This window comes from Bacillus sp. UNC125MFCrub1.1 (assembly GCF_000701305.1).
Classification (GTDB): domain Bacteria; phylum Bacillota; class Bacilli; order Bacillales; family Bacillaceae; genus Bacillus; species Bacillus altitudinis.
Genome location: NZ_JNIG01000001.1, coordinates 1 through 17,861, shown reverse-complemented (window position 1 = coordinate 17,861; position 17,861 = coordinate 1). Strand labels below are relative to the sequence as shown.

The 17,861-nt window shown below is 39.8% G+C and carries 22 protein-coding genes; 19 read left to right on the top strand and 3 right to left on the bottom strand.

Features of this window, described 5'->3' with window-relative positions; genetic code table 11:
* The 15 genes from N521_RS00110 to N521_RS00040 all read left to right on the top strand — a co-directional run.
* Nucleotides 1-722, top strand: a 722-nt coding sequence (locus N521_RS00110; RefSeq protein ID WP_035389141.1) for a DNA-directed RNA polymerase subunit alpha, incomplete at its 5' end; no start/stop codon positions are given.
* 75 nt (nucleotides 723-797) lie between these two features.
* A complete protein-coding gene (gene rplQ / locus N521_RS00105) occupies nucleotides 798-1,160 on the top strand; it encodes a 50S ribosomal protein L17 (protein ID WP_003216944.1) in 363 nt (120 codons plus the stop codon).
* A 124-nt stretch (nucleotides 1,161-1,284) separates the two neighbouring features.
* Nucleotides 1,285-2,127: an energy-coupling factor ABC transporter ATP-binding protein gene (locus N521_RS00100; RefSeq protein WP_008345218.1), complete on the top strand. Its 843-nt coding sequence runs from the start codon at nucleotides 1,285-1,287 to the stop codon at nucleotides 2,125-2,127.
* Complete coding sequence (locus tag N521_RS00095; protein WP_035389139.1) at nucleotides 2,103-2,972, top strand: energy-coupling factor ABC transporter ATP-binding protein; 870 nt, start codon at nucleotides 2,103-2,105, stop codon at nucleotides 2,970-2,972. The genes N521_RS00100 and N521_RS00095 overlap by 25 nt, the downstream gene beginning before the upstream one ends.
* Nucleotides 2,969-3,766, top strand: a complete 798-nt coding sequence (locus tag N521_RS00090; protein ID WP_008345215.1) for an energy-coupling factor transporter transmembrane component T family protein — start codon at nucleotides 2,969-2,971, stop codon at nucleotides 3,764-3,766. Before N521_RS00095 ends, N521_RS00090 begins: the two co-directional genes overlap by 4 nt.
* Before the next feature lie 11 nt (nucleotides 3,767-3,777).
* Entirely contained in the window at nucleotides 3,778-4,521 is a 744-nt protein-coding gene (truA, locus tag N521_RS00085; protein ID WP_035389137.1) for a tRNA pseudouridine(38-40) synthase TruA, read from the top strand.
* A 164-nt stretch (nucleotides 4,522-4,685) separates the two neighbouring features.
* Nucleotides 4,686-5,123: a 50S ribosomal protein L13 gene (rplM, locus tag N521_RS00080; RefSeq protein ID WP_003217042.1), complete on the top strand. Its 438-nt coding sequence runs from the start codon at nucleotides 4,686-4,688 to the stop codon at nucleotides 5,121-5,123.
* A 20-nt stretch (nucleotides 5,124-5,143) separates the two neighbouring features.
* The gene (rpsI, locus tag N521_RS00075) at nucleotides 5,144-5,536 is read left to right on the top strand and encodes a 30S ribosomal protein S9 (RefSeq protein WP_007496354.1); all 393 of its coding nucleotides are present in this window, start codon (nucleotides 5,144-5,146) and stop codon (nucleotides 5,534-5,536) included.
* A gap of 143 nt (nucleotides 5,537-5,679) precedes the next feature.
* Entirely contained in the window at nucleotides 5,680-6,624 is a 945-nt protein-coding gene (locus N521_RS18935) for a hypothetical protein (protein ID WP_051632353.1), read from the top strand.
* 3 nt (nucleotides 6,625-6,627) lie between these two features.
* Nucleotides 6,628-7,095, top strand: a complete 468-nt coding sequence (locus tag N521_RS00065; protein WP_035389134.1) for a hypothetical protein — start codon at nucleotides 6,628-6,630, stop codon at nucleotides 7,093-7,095.
* Entirely contained in the window at nucleotides 7,092-9,107 is a 2,016-nt protein-coding gene (locus N521_RS00060; RefSeq protein WP_035389133.1) for a coiled-coil domain-containing protein, read from the top strand. The genes N521_RS00065 and N521_RS00060 overlap by 4 nt, the downstream gene beginning before the upstream one ends.
* A gap of 237 nt (nucleotides 9,108-9,344) precedes the next feature.
* On the top strand, nucleotides 9,345-9,860 hold the full coding sequence (locus N521_RS00055) for a GNAT family N-acetyltransferase (protein ID WP_035389132.1): 516 nt from the start codon (nucleotides 9,345-9,347) through the stop codon (nucleotides 9,858-9,860).
* 97 nt (nucleotides 9,861-9,957) lie between these two features.
* The gene (locus N521_RS00050) at nucleotides 9,958-10,704 is read left to right on the top strand and encodes an amidohydrolase family protein (RefSeq protein ID WP_035389131.1); all 747 of its coding nucleotides are present in this window, start codon (nucleotides 9,958-9,960) and stop codon (nucleotides 10,702-10,704) included.
* A 36-nt stretch (nucleotides 10,705-10,740) separates the two neighbouring features.
* Nucleotides 10,741-11,214 carry a GNAT family N-acetyltransferase gene (locus tag N521_RS00045; RefSeq protein ID WP_080934008.1) on the top strand — a complete coding sequence of 158 codons (474 nt, stop codon included), beginning with the start codon at nucleotides 10,741-10,743 and terminating at the stop codon, nucleotides 11,212-11,214.
* Between the two features lie 110 nt (nucleotides 11,215-11,324).
* Complete coding sequence (locus tag N521_RS00040; RefSeq protein WP_074041750.1) at nucleotides 11,325-12,323, top strand: serine hydrolase; 999 nt, start codon at nucleotides 11,325-11,327, stop codon at nucleotides 12,321-12,323.
* Nucleotides 12,324-12,359: 36 nt separating this feature from the next.
* Here the strand turns inward: N521_RS00040 and N521_RS00035 are convergent, their stop codons facing one another.
* Entirely contained in the window at nucleotides 12,360-12,929 is a 570-nt protein-coding gene (locus N521_RS00035) for a DUF4825 domain-containing protein (RefSeq protein ID WP_035389127.1), read from the bottom strand.
* A gap of 145 nt (nucleotides 12,930-13,074) precedes the next feature.
* Between N521_RS00035 and N521_RS00030 the strand changes: the two genes are divergently transcribed.
* The 3 genes from N521_RS00030 (at nucleotide 13,075) to N521_RS00020 (ending at nucleotide 15,452) form a co-directional block, all read left to right on the top strand.
* A complete protein-coding gene (locus N521_RS00030; RefSeq protein WP_035389125.1) occupies nucleotides 13,075-13,518 on the top strand; it encodes a YbaK family protein in 444 nt (147 codons plus the stop codon).
* A 58-nt stretch (nucleotides 13,519-13,576) separates the two neighbouring features.
* Nucleotides 13,577-14,290: an N-acetylmuramoyl-L-alanine amidase CwlD gene (gene cwlD / locus N521_RS00025; protein WP_008345202.1), complete on the top strand. Its 714-nt coding sequence runs from the start codon at nucleotides 13,577-13,579 to the stop codon at nucleotides 14,288-14,290.
* Nucleotides 14,291-14,393: 103 nt separating this feature from the next.
* Nucleotides 14,394-15,452 carry an Mrp/NBP35 family ATP-binding protein gene (locus tag N521_RS00020; protein WP_008345199.1) on the top strand — a complete coding sequence of 353 codons (1,059 nt, stop codon included), beginning with the start codon at nucleotides 14,394-14,396 and terminating at the stop codon, nucleotides 15,450-15,452.
* A gap of 38 nt (nucleotides 15,453-15,490) precedes the next feature.
* Here the strand turns inward: N521_RS00020 and gerD are convergent, their stop codons facing one another.
* Nucleotides 15,491-16,069 carry a spore germination lipoprotein GerD gene (gene gerD, locus N521_RS00015; protein ID WP_017359176.1) on the bottom strand — a complete coding sequence of 193 codons (579 nt, stop codon included), beginning with the start codon at nucleotides 16,067-16,069 and terminating at the stop codon, nucleotides 15,491-15,493.
* A gap of 90 nt (nucleotides 16,070-16,159) precedes the next feature.
* On the opposite strand from gerD, the gene N521_RS00010 reads away from it, so the two are divergent.
* Nucleotides 16,160-16,762: a KinB-signaling pathway activation protein gene (locus N521_RS00010; RefSeq protein ID WP_008345196.1), complete on the top strand. Its 603-nt coding sequence runs from the start codon at nucleotides 16,160-16,162 to the stop codon at nucleotides 16,760-16,762.
* Here N521_RS00010 and pdaB read toward each other — a convergent pair.
* On the bottom strand, nucleotides 16,755-17,519 hold the full coding sequence (pdaB, locus tag N521_RS00005) for a polysaccharide deacetylase family sporulation protein PdaB (RefSeq protein ID WP_035389113.1): 765 nt from the start codon (nucleotides 17,517-17,519) through the stop codon (nucleotides 16,755-16,757). The two genes, N521_RS00010 and pdaB, sit on opposite strands and share 8 nt — an antisense overlap.
* Nucleotides 17,520-17,861 lie beyond the last annotated feature (342 nt).

Here is a 17,861-nt window from a genome sequence, read left to right as displayed (position 1 = left end):
TTACAACGATTATCTTAAACATTAAAAAGCTTGCACTCAAAATCTACTCTGAAGAAGAGAAGACGCTTGAAATTGATGTACAAGATGAAGGAACTGTAACAGCTGCTGATATTACACACGACAGCGATATTGAAATCTTAAATCCAGATCTTCACATCGCAACTCTTGGCAAAAATGCGAGCTTCCGTGTTCGTTTGACTGCACAAAGAGGTCGCGGGTATAATCCTGCTGATGCAAACAAAAGAGACGATCAGCCTATCGGCGTGATTCCGATCGACTCAATCTATACACCTGTATCTCGTGTAACTTATCAAGTGGAGAACACCCGTGTTGGGCAAATCACAAACTATGATAAATTAACACTAGATGTATGGACTGATGGAAGCACAGGACCGAAAGAAGCGATCGCTCTAGGTTCTAAGATTTTAACTGAACACCTAAATATTTTCGTTGGGTTAACTGACGAAGCTCAGCATGCAGAAATCATGGTTGAAAAAGAAGAAGACCAAAAAGAAAAAGTGCTTGAAATGACAATTGAAGAGCTTGATCTTTCTGTTCGTTCTTACAACTGTTTGAAGCGTGCGGGTATTAACACTGTTCAAGAGCTTGCTAACAAGACAGAAGAGGATATGATGAAAGTTCGTAACCTTGGACGTAAATCTCTTGAAGAAGTGAAAGCGAAACTAGAAGAACTTGGACTGGGTCTTCGTAAAGACGATTGACTAGTTTCATTGTGAACTAGGATTTTCGTGTGTTTTTTATTCATACAGCATCTCTAATTAAGGAGGGGACATCACATGGCATACAGAAAGCTAGGACGCACTAGTGCACAACGTAAAGCAATGCTTCGTGACCTAACGACTGATTTGATCATCAACGAACGCATCGAAACAACTGAAACACGTGCGAAAGAACTTCGCTCTGTAGTTGAAAAAATGATCACTCTTGGCAAACGCGGAGATCTTCATGCTCGCCGTCAAGCTGCAGCTTACATTCGTAACGAAGTAGCTAACGCTGAAACAAACCAAGATGCACTTCAAAAATTATTCGCTGACGTTGCAACTCGCTACGAAGATCGCCAAGGTGGATACACTCGTATCATGAAGCTTGGACCTCGTCGCGGCGATGGCGCACCAATGGCTGTCATTGAATTAGTTTAATCACATATCGTGTATCTAAGAAAGGGCGGGACAGTTCATAACTGGATCTATGCCCTTTTTTAGATACTACGGCTTTTTAGCAACAGGCAAAGTAGAGGTTGAGCTGAGAGGAGGTCCGGTAGAGATGGAGAAGACATTAATTGACGTAAAAGACATTGTATTTCGTTATCACAAAGATGCGGACAAGCCCGCTTTAGACCAAGTGTCATTGCATGTGAATCAAAATGAATGGCTTGCCATTGTTGGCCACAACGGTTCAGGTAAATCCACACTTGCCCGAGTACTGAATGGGCTCATTTTACCGGATGCAGGAACGGTCAAGGTTGGTGAGATTGAGCTGAAAGAAGAAAGTGTTTGGGATATTCGCAAAAAGGTCGGCATGGTCTTTCAAAACCCAGACAACCAATTCGTTGGCTCAACGGTTCGTGATGATGTGGCTTTTGGTTTAGAAAATAACGGGGTTGAGCGGGAATTGATGATAGAGCGTGTAGATTGGGCTGTCAAACAGGTCAATATGCAGGAGTTTCTTGATCAAGAGCCGCACCATCTATCAGGCGGGCAAAAGCAGAGAGTAGCAATCGCAGGTGTACTTGCCGCAAGCCCTGACATCATGATCTTGGATGAAGCAACATCAATGCTTGATCCGATTGGCCGTGAAGAAGTGCTAGAAACCGTCAGACTGCTGAAGGAACAAGGAACGGTCACGGTCATTTCCATCACACATGATTTAGACGAGGCTGCGAAGGCAGACCGCGTTATTGTGATGAATGGCGGGAAGAAATTTGCCGAGGGAACACCAGAGGAAGTATTTGAACTAGATGAACAGCTGGTTCAGATTGGACTTGATCTGCCATTTTCCTACCGGTTGAGTAAGCAATTGAAGCAGCAAGGTGTGCCGCTTGCAAATGCCCATTTGACACAAGAAGGATTGGTGAAAGAGCTATGGACATTACGATCAAAGAATTAGAGCATCGTTATCAAATGAAAACGCCGTTTGAGCGTCTCGCTTTGTATGATGTCAATGCTTCCATCAAAGAAGGCAGCTATGTTGCTGTCATTGGTCATACGGGTTCCGGCAAGTCGACGTTGCTGCAGCACTTAAATGGACTGCTCAAGCCAACAAAAGGGAGCATTGCGCTTGGAGATACGGTCTTACAAGCCAATAAAAAACAGAAGGATATGAAACCCCTTCGAAAAAAGGTCGGCATCGTGTTTCAGTTTCCTGAACATCAGCTCTTTGAGGAGACGATTCTAAAGGATATCTGTTTTGGTCCGATGAATTTCGGTGTTCCAAAGGAAAAGGCGGAAGCCAAGGCTAAAGAGATGCTGAAGCTTGTAGGCCTTCCTGAATCCTTGTTATCTCGATCCCCCTTTGAATTAAGTGGTGGTCAAATGAGACGTGTGGCGATTGCAGGTGTTCTAGCGATGGAGCCAGAAGTGCTTGTGCTTGATGAGCCGACTGCGGGATTAGATCCACGCGGACGTAAAGAAATCATGGACATGTTCTATGAGCTTCATCAAAAAGCCAACCTGACGACGATCCTTGTGACACACAGTATGGAAGATGCCGCTCATTATGCGGATCAAATGATTGTGATGCACAAAGGAACAGTGAAGGCGACAGGTACGCCGAGGGAGCTATTTGCCAATCGTACCGACATGTCTTCTTTCGGACTGGACCTCCCGGAAACGATCAAATTCCAGCAGGCTGTCGAAGAAAAGCTGGGGCTGACGTTTCCAAGACCGCTTCTGACCATGGATGAAATGGCAGAAGCCTTAACAGCTTTATATCAGGAGGACACGACATCATGATGGATAGTATGATTATCGGCAAATATGTGCCAGGTACATCCTTTGTCCATCGTCTTGATCCAAGGACAAAGCTGTTATCAATTTTCTTTTTTGTCTTTATTGTCTTTTTTGCGAATAACTACATCACTTACGGGCTTTTAGGGGTCTTTACGATCCTTGTGGTGATGGTGTCTCAGGTGCCGCTGTACTTTATTCTCAAAGGAATGAAACCCATCCTTTGGATTGTTCTGTTTACCTTTATTCTGCATATCTTCATGACAAAGGATGGCGCTTTGCTCTTTCACTTTGGTTTTCTGAATATTTATGAAGAAGGTCTAAAACAGGGGATTTTCATTTCACTCCGTTTTGTCTATCTCATCATGATGACAACACTTCTGACGTTGACCACAACGCCTATTGAAGTGACAGACGGTATGGAGAAGCTGCTGCATCCTTTCCGTAAAATCAAGCTACCTGTTCATGAACTTGCTCTTATGATGTCTATCTCTCTTCGATTTATTCCGACTTTACTCGAAGAAACAGACAAAATCATGAAAGCACAAATGGCAAGAGGTGTTGATTTTACAAGCGGACCCGTGAAAGATCGTTTAAAAGCGATTGTTCCATTGCTTGTCCCGCTTTTCGTCAGTGCGTTTAAGCGTGCGGAGGAATTGGCGACCGCTATGGAAGCGAGAGGCTACCGCGGGGGAGAAGGGCGTACGAAATACCGTCAGCTTGTCTGGGGCATGAAAGACACGTTCACGTTGCTTTTATTCATCCTGTTAACAGCACTCCTTGTGCTGCTTAGAAATTAGGTGATGCCTAGATGAAAGTAAAATGTACCGTATCATACGATGGGACACATTTTAAAGGGTATCAAGTGCAACCAGGACAGCGAACCATTCAGACGGAGATTGAATCTGCCCTTGCTAGAATGCATAAACAAGACGAACTAATTCCGATTGTGGCTTCTGGCCGGACAGACAGTGGCGTTCACGCAAAGGGGCAGGTCATCCATTTTGACACCCCGCTTGCCATCCCGATGGAGAGATGGCCGTTTGCCCTCAACAGCTTGCTGCCAGATGACATTCGTGTTCTAAAGGCTGAAGAAGTGGATGAGTCGTTTCATGCCAGATTTGGTGTTGTGTCGAAGGAGTACCGTTATAGGGTCTCAACGGAAACGCACCAAAATGTGTTTACGAGACAGTATGCCTGTCACTATCCTTACCCGTTGGATGTCGACAAAATGAGAGAAGCTGCTGGGCACCTCATTGGCACACACGATTTCACAAGCTTTTGTGCGGCCAATACAGAGGTTCAAGACAAGGTGAGGGAGATTTACGCCCTTGAGTGGAAAAACGTCTCAGACGGGCTTGAAATGCGTGTGAGAGGGAATGGCTTTTTATACAACATGGTGCGAATTATAGCCGGCACGTTACTTGAAATTGGTTCTGGTAAATTTCACCCTGAGGAGATAAAAGCCATGCTTGCCGCCCGAAATCGCGAAGCGGCAGGCAAGACTGCGCCCAGTCACGGACTGTATTTATGGGAAGTTTTCTATGACAACTAAACCAGGTGTAACATGTTCTTGACATAGGAAGCAGAAAGTTATAAGATATCATATGGTATGTATTTCAACCCCACAAATAAGCCCCGGAAGACTTATCTGTGTTTTGAAATAGAACGTAGCATTTGATTCAGGAAAATTCATTGATTTATTTAGGAGGGAAACTCATGCGTACAACACCAATGGCGAACGCAAGCACAATTGAGCGCAAATGGCTAGTGGTTGATGCGGCAGGCAAGACTCTAGGTCGTCTTTCTACTGAAGTAGCATCACTTTTGCGCGGTAAGCACAAACCAACTTATACACCACACGTTGACACAGGTGATCACGTGATCATCATCAATGCTGAGAAAATCGAATTAACTGGTAAGAAATTGACGGACAAAATTTACTACCGTCATACGATGCACCCAGGTGGTTTGAAACAAAGAACTGCTCTTGAGATGCGTACAAACTACCCTGAAAAAATGTTGGAGCTTGCTATCAAAGGTATGCTTCCAAAGGGTCCACTAGGTCGTCAAATGTTCAAAAAATTAAATGTGTACCGTGGTTCTGAGCATCCACATCAAGCACAACAACCTGAAGTTTACGAACTTCGCGGTTAATTATAAGGGAGGTTAACAATTTGGCACAGGTTCAATATTACGGTACAGGTCGTCGTAAAAGTTCTGTAGCGCGCGTTCGCTTAGTTCCAGGTGAAGGCCGTATCGTCGTTAATAATCGTGAAATTACTGAATACATTCCATTCGCTGCTTTAATCGAAGACGTGAAACAACCTTTGAACATCACAGAAACAGCTAACAGCTACGATGTTCTTGTAAATGTTCACGGTGGTGGATTCTCTGGTCAAGCTGGAGCAATTCGTCACGGTATCTCTCGTGCTCTTCTAGAAGTAGATCCTGAGTACCGTACACCACTTAAACGTGCTGGACTTCTTACTCGTGACTCTCGTATGAAAGAGCGTAAGAAATACGGTCTTAAAGGCGCACGTCGCGCACCTCAGTTCTCAAAACGTTAATTGCTTGTATATTCTTATCTACCCCTTGCTCATTAAGAGTAAGGGGTTTTTTGTTTTAAATATCATTTATGATAATTATAGATAAAATTGTAAAAAAGGTGTAATATTGTATTAGGAATATTACTTTGGTACGGAGGGCAAATATGTACAGAACATCTTATGGTACATACAATGGGGACAGTTGGGAAGAACACTGTCAAACTTTCTTGAAAATAAAATATGAAGCAGATGGTTATCAAGAGATGACAGCACATACTCAAGGTGATTTAGGAATAGAGGGTTTCACGAGAAAGGGAGATGTCTTTCAATGTTACTGTCCAGATGGAGAATATGAATCTACTAAGTTATATGGTCATCAAAGAGATAAAATTACTAAAGACTTGAATAAATTAAAAAAATATAAAAACCAACTATTAAATTTTTTCCAAGGAGTTAAAATTAAACGGTGGATATTTCTTACCCCAACAATAACAAATAAAGCACTTATTGCTCATTGTCATGAAAAAGCTGTTGAATATAGAAATGATTCATCTATGAAGGACCTATTGGATGATTCATTTGATGTTCTTGTTCACGATGAACAATACTACGGTAAAGAAATTCTTCAAGCAAGGCAAATTCTAAAAGAAAAGATAAGCATTGAAGTACCAGCTCCTAATCAACAGGAGATTATTAACTGGAAGCAGTGTCAAACCGCTTCTATCATTATTTTAGATAGAAAAATCGGAAAGATTTGTGAAAATTTGGATGAGTCCTCTAAAGCGCAAACAACAAATAGATATATAGATTTGCAAGTTCGTAATTATATTAAAGGTCAGGAAATATTAAATCATATGCAACAAACCTATAGTTCAGCATATGAGAAACAAGTGAGGATTAAAAATTCCATTGCAACTCATCTTGAAGCAGAAGTACTATTAACAGATTTATCACCAAAAGTATTGTTAAATAATACTCTAGAGAAATACAAAGAAGCATTGCAGGGAGAAAATTTTCATGATATTTTCGAATATTCAGTTTACAATGATCTCTGTCATGAAGCAATAGCAAGTTGGCTAATTGAGTGCCCATTAGATTTTGGAGGGTAGAAGATGGATTTACCATTAGATGAGATAGAAGAAATTAACTTTAATAGGAAAAAGATACCGATATCACCGGAGTTGCGGCCGATATACAGAATTTCCCAAATAATTCTTGTTATGGAGTTATCTTCGACTATGAAGACAGCTTCTTTATTAAAATTACAGTTGTTTAATTGGGGTTTGCAAAATGAAGAGCGTTACGAGAGATTATTTAAATTAAAGGAAACAAAAGACTTTCCAATTATTAGATTTGACCCCTTTTTAAATCGAGCTTTAAATTATGGAGTGGCAATGCAAGTTTTTTCGTTTAATGTGAAAACGGGTAAATTTTCTTTAACTGAAAAAGGGGAACTTTTAGCACAAAAAATTTTGAAAGGTGATGTATTTTCAAAAGAAAAAGTTTTTTTGAAGACAATAAAAAAGAGTCTATCTGATAAATATATACTGCAATTATTTAAAGAGAGGTATCCCTCATGAATCGAATAAAATTGAATCACCTAAAAATAACGATCGATACGGAAGATGGATTATTTGGCACCGATATTTCTTTTAAAGAGGGATTTAATATTATAAGAGCAAGAAATACAAAAGGAAAAAGTTCCACGATAAATTCTATACTATACGTATTGGGTTTAGAAGAGGTACTCGGTGGAAGAAATGCGAAAACGATGAAGCCTGTTTTAAAAGATAAATTGTCTTTTAAAGGAAGAGAAGTTGCAATTATAGGATCGAAAGTACAGCTAGAGATATCCAATCATAGGGGGGAAATTATAACACTTACTAGATGGATAAAGTCACAAAATAAAGATGAGAAATTAATTAGAGTACATTATGGGCCTAAATTATCAAGAGAAGGGAATTTTAGTTTTAAGGATTTTTATGTCCATATGAAGGGGGCAGCAATAGGTAACGCGGGCTTCCATACTTTTTTATCATCTTATTTAGAATGGGAATTGCCGGAGGTTCCAACATTTGAGGGTGGTGACAGAATTCTATACCTTCAAACAATTACTCCTTTATATTTTATCGAACAAATTAAGGGGTGGAGTAGTTTTTATTCCCCAATTTCAGGGAGTTTTGGGATAAGAGATTTATCTAAACGCGCTTTTGAATTTTTATTGAATATGGATGTCACCAAGAATGCTAAGGAACGAGAAGAGTTGAAGGTTATTAAAGCTTTACTTTCAAATAAATGGTCTGCTTTAAAGCGAGAGGTAGAAGAGCTGGCAGTTTCTATTTCTGCAGCTATTCCTAATCTACCTGCTAACCCTATAACCTTAGATAATTTATCGCTAACTGTTTATAATGATGATAAAGTGTTAGTATCCATTTTTGATCGTATATTTCAATTAGAGGGTTCAATAAAAGAAAAAGAAAATTACGGAGTTGTAGCAATATCAGAAGTAGCTTCACAATATGAAGAGAAAGTAAAAGAGCAAGAACTTTTAGTTCTACAATTGCAAAATGAAATAAACTATATTAGACAGGATCTGCTATTACAAAGAAATAACCAAATTTCTATGGGAGAAAATCTAAAAAAATTAGAATTAGACTTAAAAAGAAACCAAGAAGCTGAGAAGCTTTACAAACTCGGTTCAGATATTGATTCAAGCTTTTCGAAAGGTATCTGTCCTACTTGTAGTCAAGCTGTTGCAGATTCACTGTTGCCTGCTGAAACAAGTATACAGCCACTAGACTTGTCAGAAAATATAACGTATATAAAAGAGCAAATTAATACGTTGAAATTCGGTATAAAACAATCACATACAGTTATACAAAATAAGCAGTCAAATTTAGCAGTGATTATTGAACATCTTGATAATGCCAGAAGAGAGTTAAGGTTGTATAAATCTGAATTGAATTCTAATCCTCGACTACCTACCAAAAAGGAATTGGATGAATTAGTGCGACTAAAAATTCTCATAAATAAGTTATATGATGCAAGTAGTACTTTTGAGAAAATAGAAACACGTTTTAAAGTAATTGTATCTGAGTGGAAAGATTATTTAACTAGACAAGAGGCCTTACCAAAAGATTACTTTTCAGAACTCGACAAAAAGAAATTAACCTATTTCGAAAAAGAGTTTCTATCCCTATTGGATAATTTTAACTTCTCCAGCATTAATACTAATGAAATTACTTTATCATATGATAAATACACGCCTATTGTTAGTGGGTTTGATATTAAATTTGATTCATCAGCAAGCGATAATATTCGTCTAATTTGGTCTTATGTAATTACCATTTATAAAGCAAGCCAAAATTTCTCTGGTAATCATCCAGGATTAATGGTTTTCGATGAACCGGGGCAGCAACAAATGGCGGTGAAGAGTCAAAAAGAACTTTTTAGAGTATTATCACAAACAAAGGGACAGTCAATCGTAGGAACATCTTTAGAACCTGAAGAGATAAAAGAAATGACTGAAAACTATAATCTAAATATAATTGATCTCGGTGAAGAGTATATTATTAAGCCGTTAACTCAGTAATTAGATATTTCTTAAAACAAAAGCTTGTATTCTATTATGATTAAAAGCTTTAGATTGTAGAGAAGCCGACGTTTTTCTACAATCTTTTTATTTTTAGCCGCGAATATAATGAATAATTAATGATATTGACCAATTTTGTTTGAAGCGTGTGGTATTGTTCAGTGAGTTGGTCTAGCAATATTAATATGATCATATCAAGGTTTCTGTTAAAAAAACGAAGTCTATGGAGGTTGTCCGATGAATCTAACAACAGAAAGATGTCTCATTCGACCATTTACTGAGGATGATTGGCAGAATGTCTATGCATATACATCTGATCCGGTGGTGATGAAGTATATGCCAGAAGGTGTTTTTTCTAAAGAAGAGGCACGGGATTTTGTCAAAAATAATCGTCTTGAGACGGCCAAGAATTTTGCTGTTCTATTAAAAGAAGATCATACATGCATCGGGCATATCGTGTTTCATCCTTACTTTGGTGAGCACACATATGAAATTGGCTGGGTCTTCAATTCTGCATATCAAAACAAAGGCTTTGCTTCTGAAGCGGCGTATGCTGTCCTACATCATGGTTTTCACACAATGAATTTACATCGAATCATTGCCACTTGTCAGCCTGAAAATGTGCCGTCATGGAGAGTGATGGAGAAAATGGGGATGAGGAGAGAGGGCTATTTTAAAAAATGTATACCACAAGGAAATGAGTGGTGGGATGAGTTTTATTATGCCATCTTACGAGAGGAATGGAAAACTTGATAAGTTTTCATGATATGAAGTAATTCGTCATTCCAAATATCCCTTGGCTTTCTCTATTGATATAATCAGGTCAAATAAGCAGAAGAGGGGCGCGGGCATGAGGATCTTTGATGCACATTTCCATATCATTGATTTTAATTTTCCCATTCAAGAAAACCAAGGATATACGCCGCCGAGTTATGTGGTGAATGATTATAGGAGAGAGACGGCTGATTTGGGGATTGTAGGTGGAGCGATTGTGTCAGGGTCATTTCAGGGTTTTGATCAAGGCTATTTGTTGAAAGCACTAGATGAAATGGGACCGGCTTTTTGCGGTGTGACACAATTACCTTTTACAGCAACTGACGTTGAGATTGTTCATTTGGATCAACATGGGGTAAAGGCCTTACGTTTTAATGTGAAGCGGGGCGGTTCAGAGGATATTTCGAAGCTCAATTATTTTGCGAGAAGGGTGTATGAGCTGGTGGGCTGGCATAGTGAGCTCTACATAGACGCTAAGCATCTCCCTGACATCTCATCAACGCTTGAACAGCTGCCGGCCGTTTCCATTGATCATCTAGGCTTATCTGAAGAAGGTTTGCCGCATTTGCTCAAGCTGGTTGATAAAGGGGTTCGTGTGAAAGCGACTGGCTTTGGGCGTGTTGATTTAAAGGTCGAACAGGCATTGACGTCTATTTATCAAACGAATCCTGATGCACTGATGTTTGGTACAGATCTTCCCTCTACAAGGGCGAAACGGCCATTTGAATACGGTGATATTGAATTGATTCAACAGATGTTTGATGAGGAAGCGGCGGATAAAATTTTATATGAGAACGCGATCAATTGGTATTTTGGCAAATGAATAAAGGCTTCCATTCCGTGATAGGAGGTGTGTTCATTGAATATGAATCAATTGACATTTAGAGAAGCCGTCCAAGGAGACCTCGACAACATCGTTTTGATGCTTTCAGATGACAAATTAGGCCAAAAGAGAGAACGCTACTCTCGTCCATTAAGAGAAAGCTACCTCAATGCCTTTCATTCGATCGAAGCGGATCCCAATATTGAACTAATCGTCGCTTGTGATCGGGAAGAGGTAGTCGGTGTTCTCCAATTAACAATGACTCCATTTCTAACGTATCAAGGAGGATGGAGAGCTTCAATAGAAGGAGTTCGTACAGCCTCGACTCACAGAGGAAGAGGAATTGGCACATTGTTGATCAAACGGGCTATTCAACGCGCAAGTGACCGCGGGTGTCATATGATTCAGCTGACAACTGACAAACAGAGGCCAGAAGCACGCCGTCTTTACGAAAAGTTGGGATTTGAAGCTACGCATGATGGGATGAAACTGCATCTTCTTCGTAAATAAACACACCAAGAAGCAAAGGTATTCACAACCCTTTGCTTTTTTGTGTCTTTATTTCAAATATTTGTTATATTGAAGATGAGAATCTAAAGTGGTTGGGAAAGGAGAAGCATTTGAAGAAAACAAAAGAGGATCTTTTGACATTTGTCAGGAAAAACAAAAAGAACGTATCAGTAACAATTATTGAAAATGAAGATGTGATATTAGAATGGAATGGTAATCAAAAAACACCACTTGCAAGTACGATGAAATTAATGGTTTTGTTTCATTTTGTTAAAGCTGTATCCAGCGGTGACATCAAGCTAAATGAAAAAGTGGCATTGTCTGATATAGAGCGGTTTTATATTGATGGAACCGATGGCGGTGCTCACACATACTGGCTGGAGGTCAACGATTTTTCTGAGCATGCAACTTTATTAGATGTTTCCAAAGGGATGATGCAATTTAGTTCGAATGCTTGTACTGATTATTTGATTGACTTGCTCGACTTAAAAAAGATCAATGATCAGATGAAACAAGCAGGTCTTACAGAACATGATGAACTCATGCCGCTGACACCCAAGGTGTTGTGGCCAGCCTATGTATCTGATCATGAGCAGGATGCATTAAAGCAAATAAGCGATGTAACTGATGAACAATACAAATCTCTGATGTTTGAGATTTTTCATATCATGAAGAATGACACGGAGCATAAAAAGGCGTTAGAAGAAAAATTGATGAAAAAGAACTTGTTAAGCTTGCGTATTCAATCTTTACTGACGCAAAAGATGACAAGGTCTACAACGAATCAATATGCACATTTTATGAAACGTCTACAGGATGAGCTGTTAACAACAGAAGAAAAGCGTCTTTTTAGCCAAATTGTGCTGGGAGAAATATTGAAGACGGAAACAGATCAATATATTTGGTATAAAGGTGGATCGACGTTGTTTGTTGTCACTGCTGCTTTATATCGAAAAACGGATACATCAACTATATCGATTTCTCTATTCATCAATGACCTGAAAGCGGAGAATTCTCACTGGATGGGGGAAGTGTTCGATGAATTTATACTTACCATAGTAGCAGATCAAAACTTTCGACAACGATTGATTCAAGCTTTTACTACATAATTATCAAAAAACAGAGGGTGACGCCCTCTGTTTTTATTATTTCTTGATGGGAAACGCTTTGTATACATCTTGACGTTTATCTTTTGACTTCACAACTCCATCAACCAGTTCCTTTTGCCAAAGCGCTGTATCGTCTTTGTACACTTTAAAAGAGTGAGGCAGCTTTTTTTCTAGCTGTTTTCTTTTAAACGTGACGGATGGCTCGTCTTTAGCGTTCATCTGGAGTGTCACTTGCTCCACGTTATCGATAAGAATAAAAAGTGCCAATGCATTATATAAGTAGTTTTTTTCAATCGTATCCTTCTTATCAAACCAAAATGAATCAAATTGTTCTTCTGTATCATTGGTATTTTCTTTCACGCCGTATGTCACTTTTAGCGCTTTTTCATCTACGATTTCATACTCGCGAATCACGTTACCTGGAAGATCTGATAAAATAGCGCCGACTGCTCCATTGTCTCCAATATAAGAATTTTTATGTTTGGAGAGCTGTTTTAATGATATGTCTTCTATTCCTTTTATGTCGCTCTTTTGCTCGGTTGCTTGACTGTTGCAACCAGATAAGACGACTGTTAGTAGCAATAGGATATACATCCACTTCTTCATGAATTTTGCCCCTTTTCTATTCTTTCTATAATATATGTTCATTTTATCACAATTTTCCAATCCGTTAGCTCATTGATTTCCAATTACTGAACTGCATGTTTTGTTCAAACCAACGAACAATACAAAGAAAAAAGGAGTTCAGTCCATGGCAGAAGTTCTTTCATTTTATCAATTGAAAACAAAACGAGATGTCACGCTTGAAAAGAAGCTGTTGCGTACATTGTCTCTTCAACAGGTGACGGTCGCTTCCGAGAAATTCACGAGGAAGCTGTTCCCATTTGCAGATGATCCAGCTGGGATTATGAGTGATGGCTGTATTGATTTCGCTATTGAGGCTTTTTTAGCAGGTGGGAGATACGGTGAGTCGAGTAAGTATGGTGAATCATTCGATGATATAAAAAAGCGGTCAGTTCATGAAGAAGATGAGCTGGTTGAGGAGCTAGCAGGGTGTTTGCAATCGTGGGGGAATATGTTTCGAATGGAGCGTAAGATGTCGTGTCTGTATCCATTTGCGAAGGAATTTTTAAGTAAGTGGTGGCAGGAAGGCTTTCGGGAATCAGAAAAAAGGCATAAGCTTCGCCTGCACTAAGCATATTTCCAGCCCTTGTCCCATATCTATAAAATAATGGTGTATGGGAGGGACAGGGATGAAAAGAAAGCTGAAATGGACAGGGTTTTTAATCGGGTTTATTGTCCTCTTATTCTTATTCAGATTTCAGTTTCTAAATGATGATTCGTGGAAATCGTGGAACTTGCCTTTGAGCGGCAAGATCATCTATTTAGATCCGGGTCACGGCGGTCCAGATGGCGGTGCTGTTGGCGGCGAGTTGCTCGAAAAAGAGATTGCACTGGATGTGTCCATGAAGATAAGAGACTATTTGCAGGAGCAGGGAGCACTTGTTCTCATGACCCGGGAAGATGACTCTGATTTATCATCAAAGAATACAAAGGGTTATGCCAGAAAGAAAGCGGAGGACTTGAGAAACCGTGTGAAAGCCATCAACGAATCTGAAGCGGATCTCTATTTAAGCATTCATTTAAATGCGATCCCATCGAACAAATGGAGCGGGGCACAGACGTTCTTTTACGGAAAGTATGAAGAGAATGAAAAAGCAGCGAAGTTCATTCAAGATGAATTGCGCAACAACCTTGAAAACACAGATCGCAAGGCGAAGCGAATCAACGGGATTTATTTAATGCAAAATGTCACGAAGCCAGGAGCGCTTGTCGAAATCGGATTTCTATCGAATCCAAAAGAGGCTGGTCAGCTGGCGACTCCTAAATATCAGGATCAAATTGCTGCTTCGATTTATAAAGGCATTCTCAGATATTTAACAGAGCAAAAAGAGCCGCCTGAATAAGGGGCTTTTTCCTGTTTATCGCAGGCAAAGAGGACAGACATTGTAAGGATATGTATGATATACTTGAATTGTAAACGAATTCAATAAAGGGTGAGGTTCTGCTATGATCGGACAAGATGATGTGAGAAAACTAGTTGGGAAGATGGACGAACCTTTCCTTCATATACCGCTTGGTGAGCTGGATGCCATCAAGGAAATCAGCCTAAAGCCTGAAAAAGAACATGTGAGCTTAAAAGTGGCGATTGCCAAGACAGGCACTGCTGAGCAGATGAAGCTGCAGCAAGACATCGTACAAGCTTTAAAAGCAGCGGGCGCGAACACTGTAGGACTTCGTTTTGAAGAACTGCCTCAAGAAACGCTTGAAAAATTTATGCCGTCACAGGATGAGGAAGAAAATTTGCTCAACTCTAAAAATCCGCCTGTGTTCTTAGCGATTGCGAGTGGAAAAGGCGGAGTTGGGAAATCAACTGTTTCCGTTAACCTGGCTGTGGCACTGGCTCGTCTAGGGAAAAAAGTGGGACTGATCGATGCTGATATTTACGGCTTTAGCGTACCGGATATGATGGGAATCACCGTCAGACCGACAGTTAAAGGGGAAAAGATTATTCCTGTGGAACGCTTTGGCGTCAAAGTGATTTCAATGGGCTTTTTTGTTGAAGAAAACGCACCGGTCATTTGGAGAGGACCGATGCTTGGTAAAATGCTAAATAATTTCTTCCACGAAGTAGAGTGGGGAGAATTAGATTACTTACTATTAGACCTTCCGCCTGGAACAGGTGATGTGGCACTTGATATTCATACGATGCTTCCGAGCTGTAAAGAAATCATTGTGACAACACCGCATCCAACAGCGGCTTTCGTTGCTGCTAGAGCAGGCGCAATGGCACTGCAAACAGATCACGAGGTGCTAGGGGTCGTTGAGAATATGAGTTACTATGAAAGCAAAAAAACAGGTGAGAAGGAATATGTCTTTGGAAAGGGCGGCGGGGACAAGCTGGCGGAGGAGCTGCGAGTATCAGTCCTTGGTCAAATCCCTTTAAGACAGCCTGATTGGAATGAGGACGATTTTGCACCTTCCGTCTATGATGCGAGTCATCCGACAGGGGAAGTGTATCAACACATTGCCAATAAAGTCATTGAACAATTAACAGTGAAAGCATAATGAAAGCCCGAGTGGACCTTGTGCCACTCGGGTGATGTTTAACTGCCGTTTCCTTGTGAACCGGAATCATTGCTGCTTTCAGAGACTGCTTTTTTTAGCTCATCTTCGAATTTCTTCTTATAAAGAGGGCTGCTCAATGTTTCGGTGATGACTTTCTCTAAGTGCTTTCTGAACTCTTTGCTTTTGACCAGTTCACCGTATTTCTTTTCCATTTCAGGATCCTTGAGAATATCCATCATCATTTGTTGATAGTCAGGGTCCTTCATCAATTGTTTTAACATCTTTTCATGCTGTTGCTGCATGGATTTTGCGAAAGTCTCGGCAAATTTAGAATCCTCAAAGACCTTCTTCCAGAACTCTTTGCCTTTATCAGAAGTTAGTGTTTTCTCTATTGTTTTTTTCACAGTTTGTTCATCCATTACCAAAGCTTCATTCATTGCCTCGTCATTTAATAACTGTTGAATGGCCTTTTTACCGTCATCTGTTTTCAAAATATCGACGACCATTTTTTTCGTTTCGTCATAGTCCATATTAGATGAGGATTGGGTTTTGGGAGCACAAGCTGTTAGAGATAAAAGAAGAAAACAGCTCATTATACGCAAGATGCCTTTTGACATACTGTGGCTCCTTTCGTTACATGTCTTACTTTTAATATGAATGTTTCACGTGAATTTATACATAACAAAAATAGGGGTTGGGTCAATTCAATGAAAAGTCGGGATTTAGTTCGTTTTTTCTTCTCTGTGCTGGCTGTTGGAGCGGTCATTACAAGCGTGGTAGGTTTTGCGCTGGAGTGGGGGAAATATCAGAAGCTGTTTGTATCGTTTGAGATTTTAGAGATTGCGTCTGTGTTATTTTGGTTTATTGGTGTGGGGATGATCTTTAGTGTAATCAGTCAGATGGGGTTTGTTGTCTTTTTGACGGTGCACCGGTTTGCACTGGAGATTTTCAGGTCGCATTCTTTATGGAATACCATTCAGTTATTCCTTGTGATTTTCGTGCTGTTTGATTTAGCTTATTTGCGGTTTTTGTTTTTCGGGGAGAATGAATCATTTCTTCCATACTTATGGCTGCCTGTTTTTATCGGTGTGTTTGCATTGATCGTGTCTTATTTTAAACAGCAGCAGTCCTCTAAGAAAACATTTATTTCTGCAATGTTTCTCATGGTCGTCATCACGTCGTTAGAATGGTTTCCGGCGCTTAGAGTCAATGAAGAGGACTGGCTGTATTTAATGCTATTCCCGCTATTAGGTTGTAATGCGTTTCAGTTGTTAGCTATGCCGCGGTTTTCAAAAGCAAAAGCTACTTAACCTCAGTTGACTTTGTTTTTGTATTAGAGATAAGTTCGCCAACCGTGATGTTTCTTAAATTCTTATCTTTTAAGTGTTTTAAAATAGCTGGTAAGGCTTGAGCGGTTTGGGTGGCTGAATCTGAGGCGTGAAGGAGAATGATGTCTCCGCTTTTCATTCGATCATTTACATTATGAACAATCTGGTCGACGCCCGGGTTCAGCCAATCTTGAGAATTGATGCTGTAATGGACAACGGTATAGCCATACTGTGTTGCAATTTTCAATACCGTTTCATTAAATTGCCCAGTTGGCGGTCTTAATAATTGAATGTCTTCCAGTCCAAGCTTTTGAAATGTATTTTGTGCACGGACAAGATCACGCTTAATTTCGTTTTCTTCAAGCTGGCTATAATTTTTATATGCATAGCCAAGGCTGCCAATTTGATGACCGTCCTCTTTAATCCTTTTCACAATATCCGGGTGACGCTCAGCCCAAGAAGCAGACAGGAAGAAAGTGGCGTTCTTTATATCGTACTCTCGAAGGACATTTAAAATAGGAACAGCCTTCTCGTCTCCCCAGCCAATATTAAACGTAAGGGATGCGTGTTTTGATGAGGTCTCTCCTTTATAAATTGCTCGGGGTCCTTGTTCTGTTTTAAATACCGACAGCGGCGGTGCCTTTTGTACATAAAAAAAGGTTGCAGCTGCAAGCGCTGCTACAAGAATAATGACTACTTGCTTCAGCCGTTTAATAGGCAACACATATAATCGACTCAATTCAAACACTCCTGCCTTGTCCAAGATTGTTACTTGATTGTATGCAGGACAAGGGTTTAACATGCACAATAAAACTATTTTAAAAAAAGTTCTGAAAAGGCGTTGACCAACAGAATGTTTTCGTGATATATTATTAATCGTCGCTGACACACAGTGACAAACACAAACGCTTCGGGAAATAAACTTAAAAAAAGTTGTTGACATAAGATGAAGCGAAATGTTATATTATTAAAGCCGCTAAGAACGGCGAAGATGATCTTTGAAAACTAAACAAGACAAAACGTACCTGTTAATTCGAGTTTTTATAAAAAAATCCTATGATACATCATAGGTAGTCAGTCA

Excerpts from the sequence above, each read along its gene's own strand:
- rplQ (WP_003216944.1), top strand. The coding sequence starts at position 798 with ATGGCATACAGAAAGCTAGGACGCACTAGTGCACAACGTAAAGCAATG.
- N521_RS00100 (WP_008345218.1), top strand. The coding sequence starts at position 1,285 with ATGGAGAAGACATTAATTGACGTAAAAGACATTGTATTTCGTTATCAC.
- N521_RS00095 (WP_035389139.1), top strand. The coding sequence starts at position 2,103 with ATGGACATTACGATCAAAGAATTAGAGCATCGTTATCAAATGAAAACG.
- N521_RS00090 (WP_008345215.1), top strand. The coding sequence starts at position 2,969 with ATGATGGATAGTATGATTATCGGCAAATATGTGCCAGGTACATCCTTT.
- truA (WP_035389137.1), top strand. The coding sequence starts at position 3,778 with ATGAAAGTAAAATGTACCGTATCATACGATGGGACACATTTTAAAGGG.
- rplM (WP_003217042.1), top strand. The coding sequence starts at position 4,686 with ATGCGTACAACACCAATGGCGAACGCAAGCACAATTGAGCGCAAATGG.
- N521_RS18935 (WP_051632353.1), top strand. The coding sequence starts at position 5,680 with ATGTACAGAACATCTTATGGTACATACAATGGGGACAGTTGGGAAGAA.
- N521_RS00065 (WP_035389134.1), top strand. The coding sequence starts at position 6,628 with ATGGATTTACCATTAGATGAGATAGAAGAAATTAACTTTAATAGGAAA.
- N521_RS00060 (WP_035389133.1), top strand. The coding sequence starts at position 7,092 with ATGAATCGAATAAAATTGAATCACCTAAAAATAACGATCGATACGGAA.
- N521_RS00055 (WP_035389132.1), top strand. The coding sequence starts at position 9,345 with ATGAATCTAACAACAGAAAGATGTCTCATTCGACCATTTACTGAGGAT.
- N521_RS00050 (WP_035389131.1), top strand. The coding sequence starts at position 9,958 with ATGAGGATCTTTGATGCACATTTCCATATCATTGATTTTAATTTTCCC.
- N521_RS00035 (WP_035389127.1), bottom strand. The coding sequence starts at position 12,929 with ATGAAGAAGTGGATGTATATCCTATTGCTACTAACAGTCGTCTTATCT.
- N521_RS00030 (WP_035389125.1), top strand. The coding sequence starts at position 13,075 with ATGGCAGAAGTTCTTTCATTTTATCAATTGAAAACAAAACGAGATGTC.
- cwlD (WP_008345202.1), top strand. The coding sequence starts at position 13,577 with ATGAAAAGAAAGCTGAAATGGACAGGGTTTTTAATCGGGTTTATTGTC.
- N521_RS00020 (WP_008345199.1), top strand. The coding sequence starts at position 14,394 with ATGATCGGACAAGATGATGTGAGAAAACTAGTTGGGAAGATGGACGAA.
- gerD (WP_017359176.1), bottom strand. The coding sequence starts at position 16,069 with ATGTCAAAAGGCATCTTGCGTATAATGAGCTGTTTTCTTCTTTTATCT.
- N521_RS00010 (WP_008345196.1), top strand. The coding sequence starts at position 16,160 with ATGAAAAGTCGGGATTTAGTTCGTTTTTTCTTCTCTGTGCTGGCTGTT.